This is a genomic window from Bradyrhizobium macuxiense, from assembly GCF_001542415.1.
Lineage (GTDB): Bacteria > Pseudomonadota > Alphaproteobacteria > Rhizobiales > Xanthobacteraceae > Bradyrhizobium > Bradyrhizobium macuxiense.
Genome location: NZ_LNCU01000123.1, coordinates 39187 through 43315 on the forward strand (window position 1 = coordinate 39187; position 4129 = coordinate 43315).

The window sequence follows — 4129 nt, forward strand, 5'->3', positions numbered from 1 at the left end:
GCCGATCCCCTGAAAGACATAGCCGATGCTCCGCCGCAGCATCGGCGGTTCGGCTTCGCTGACAGGCACTCCGTCGATCCTGACTTCTCCAACGTCAGGATCGACGAGGCGATTGATGGTCTTCAACAGCGTGGTCTTGCCGGATCCCGAGCCACCGACGAGCGCGACCAGTGAACCTTGCTGCACGTCGAGCGATACGTTGGAAACGGCCGCATTCCGTCCTCCATCGTAGGATTTCGACACAGCATCGATCTCGATATACGGCGCGGGCGCGGATGGATTCGAAACCGGCGAAGCTGTCATCAGCAAGGCCTCCCTGTAGACGACCGACCTGACAGAAAGGGACCGCGCAAGGAGTCAGGGCATGGTCCACTCGGGTGCCCGGTTCTCCGGCTCACACCCACGGCTGTCTTCGGAAAACAAGCCCGTCACGGCTCCAGCGCGACCTGCAAGCCCTTGTTGCCTTCGATGTGGACATAACGGGGCCCGATCGGCCGCCCCCTGCCGCTGGCGACAGTGACAATGTCCTTCAAAGGGGCAACATGCGCATCCGCCTCAGGGCGGGACAAGATCAGATCAGCGTGAAACAGCCCCTCCGATTCAAGACCGGTCGCGTCCACGCCAAGAGCCGCCAAGGCGGCCAAACTGCCTTCGAACTCTTCGGCATCGCGAAAGCGACGCTGGATGAACGTCGCGCCGGTCAGACGCTCCGTTACAAGGCCGTGACTCGCGAACGTCGCAGCCAACTCATCGAACGGGAACATCCGCAGCACGAAGGAGATGATCCACGGACGCTTCTCCGTCGCATCGAGAATCTTGCTGAACGTCTTTTCGGTGACGTAGCCGATGCAACCCGTCGACATGATGACATCAGCGGAGCGGATAACACGCGCGCCGTCCGCCGATAGCGGCTCACTTTCAAGATCGGCGACAATGCCTTGCTCAAGGAGACCAACACCCGTTGCATAGCTGATCGCCGGCGCCGATATATCGAGACCGATAAATCGTGCCAGGCCGACATCCGGCCAAGACGCATAGAAATTGCGATCGAGACGCACCAGCGTCTCGGAACTGATCGCCCTCATCTCGCGTCGCGCGTAGCGGTGACGCAAGCCCCCGAAGGTCAGTGGAAACCGATGCACCGCTGCGTTGATACCGTATGAACAGCCAACATCGAGCACGGTCGGCTTGAGGCCGGTTGCCGAAGCCTTCGCTGCCAGAATTTGGCGTACAACCGGCTCGGCCACGTCCGGGATCATGTAATCCAGATCTCCCAGCACAGAGAAATATGCCCTGGGATCTTCCATGGCATAAATGTCATCGAACACGGCCTTAGACTCGTTGATACGCGAAAAATCTGCTCGCAACCGGATGTCTCCCATTTTCATTTGCATGCCACTCGACGGCTGCTGCCTTCGAGTCATCGATGCTTATTGCAGAGATCGACCGACGCATAAACCCCATCGCGCTTCTTCAGTCTTGCTTCGCGAAGCAGAGGGTCCCGCCTCTGATTGCAGAGCACGCATGAGAAGATGAAGTGGTTCCTCAAGGCGGCCACGGGAATCTTCGGCATCAAAGTTGCAATCTCGATAGCGTCTTGAGTGTCGAAGGGCGGCGATTTCCAATGAACGCAAATGATGGCGCGAAGATGAACCGAGCGTGCATGAAGCTATGCGCTACCGAGAGACCAGCAACATCGCTGAAACGAATCACTCTCTCTGATCGAGATGGAACTCGACTCGCTAGGCTTGAGCCAGCGGCCTATGACTCGACACGCGAATGCGTTTCGGGGACAAAGAGACGAAGTCATGATCCGTCACGACTCACGATCAATGACCACATCATTCAGTGAAGGGTCCGCGCTACCGGCAAACGTCTGGTGTCTCATGACGCTTGGAACTCAACACCGAATGAAGAACACATCAACCGCTCTACGATCGGTAGTCGCGCGTCCGACCTCCGTGCTTTTGGTGAACCGTCCGGGGGAATCATTCGCGACAGCGAACTCGTGGCCGGCGCCTGACTCGCGACGACGGCGGGCGCGGTGCTCCGCGCCCAATCGCATCCGCGGTGTCGGAGAGTTCCCTGGCGTCGTAGTGACGGATGAAGATGCCCGGTATGCCCCCGGTGATGACGATGACCCGCACCGATGGATCTTGTCCTGCAGCCGCGACTGCATCAAACATCGCGGCCGACGTATCACGCGATGTCTGTACGCGCGCGTTCCGAGGATACTGCATTGTTGTCCACAGTGTGGATTGCGCCACACCGCGCGGGCGTGAATCGCCGTAAGCTTCAGGCGTATCTCCCTGGCCTCGAACCCGTCGCGAATGGCGGGCTTTCCTTCGATGGCTAACATGGGCGGCCGGCGCTGATAGAGCCCCGCCAGACAATTGCAACTACAACGCATGCCAGTATCGCGAATGCAAGAGCAGTTACCACTTCCAAAACCGATGGCGCGGCTGCCGTGGATCTATTTCGAGCTGAGAAGATCGCTACAGTCACGGACCGATCACATCATGACTGCCGCTTTTGCGGAGAGAAGCTCACCCTCGTCAGAACGATCATGGAATCTGAAAGTGGAGTTGTCATTCATACGTTTGAATGCGAGCGGTGCGGAGACCGCACTTGGACGGAGTAAGATTAAAAGCATGAAGCTGCCCACTGTCGAGGTCGGTCGCTCGTCGACTTTCCGCTTTGGCGCCAACCGCGACTAATGGTATTTCTATAGAGGGTGAATGGTGGCGCATCAGCGCTCGAACGTAGCTTTTTGAAAGTCGATTTAGGCTCAAGGGTTCCAGAGGATTCTACTGATAGTGCAAACTGGATGGCTGAGGCCGTAGGTCTCGAACGTGCAAATGCTCGTTTGTCATGCGTCCGATCGGTTCAAGCCATTTTGCTTGAGCGAGAGAGATTCAAAACCGGCCCCCTATGAGGGCCTTGTTTTTCGCGAAATGCCGTACCGTACCAATTTCCAGCGTTCTAGGATTCGGAGAAAAACGTGTTCTCCGGCCCCACTCACGGTTCGTTTTCAGTACGGCCGACTTTCTCCAGGGCGAAAAAATGTGGGAAAACGGCCAAGTTTTCGGGCCAGTCTCCGCTTCGAGGTACGAAATTTCGGAGCGAAGTGGCGGAGAGAGTGGGATTCGAACCCACGGTACGGTTTCCCGCACACACGCTTTCCAAGCGTGCGCCTTAAGCCACTCGGCCATCTCTCCGGGAGGCCTCTCTTGAAGGGACGTAGCGGATTTTGCAAGGGAGTGTGGGGCCGCGGCCCAGAATTTCCGCAAACCGCTGGAAATGTTGGATAATTTATACTTTAGCCGATGCTGCAACGGGTGCCCCGAACAGCGATGGGCCGGGTTTTGGCACGGAATGGGCAGAGACCGGTGCAAATCACCCGCGCGAAGGCGCGACTCGCCGATAACCCAAGTCGTTTCGGGCGCGCCAGGAGCACGAACTCCGCGACACCCATGATGCGCGATGACCCGTCGCCCCCGAATGACGAGGGGATGGAGGAGCGCCCATGGCACTGAGTTGCCCGACGGCGCAAGTCCCTGGGTGAAAAATATTTCTGTTTTCCAGAATTGAAACTCAGTGTATGAATCCCTCCGTCTCACCCGATTGAGGGGCGCATCGCGATCGTCACGGGTGTTGCGGTGAGATGCGGTGGACGCCGATTGCGTGACTGACGAGCACGTATGAGGCGGACGGCGAAGTCGTGCAGGCCTGACGCCCTAGTGGCAGGTGTCCTGTTGCAAGACGCCATTGCGTCTTGCAACGGCGGTGACAAAAGAGCCCAGTCTCACCGGGGAGAGCCCGTATAAGCCGTAAACCATCGCGCAGGGAAAGCCGGAGTGTTTCCGGTTACACCTGTGGTCCTACCTCCCGTGCTTACTATTTTGCACGGGACCCATGGGTGCGATCGGCACCCGGCTTTCCCTGCGCCCTCTGCTTGAGGAGAGGGCGGAACGAAATGCAAGACTCGGACAATTCGTGTCGCGAGAATGCAGATGTTTGTCTCACCGGCGGCGCAACACACTCAGTGTCGTCCCTGCGAAAGCAGGGACCCATAACCACCGAAGTTCATTCCTGAGCGATGCAGGAACGACGAGTCCCCTTCACAACA

1 protein-coding gene, 1 tRNA gene and 1 pseudogene are annotated in these 4129 nt (G+C 57.9%); all 3 read right to left on the bottom strand.

The features are described 5' to 3' along the window. Positions 1 to 303, bottom strand: a pseudogene (locus AS156_RS45475) (ATP-binding cassette domain-containing protein); the annotation flags it as partial. 125 nt (positions 304 to 428) lie between these two features. After that, the gene (locus AS156_RS38310; RefSeq protein ID WP_430641843.1) at positions 429 to 1388 is read right to left on the bottom strand and encodes a class I SAM-dependent methyltransferase; all 960 of its coding nucleotides are present in this window, start codon (positions 1386 to 1388) and stop codon (positions 429 to 431) included. Positions 1389 to 3128: 1740 nt separating this feature from the next. Then, positions 3129 to 3218, bottom strand: a tRNA-Ser gene (locus tag AS156_RS38315). Between the last annotated feature and the right edge of the window lie 911 nt (positions 3219 to 4129).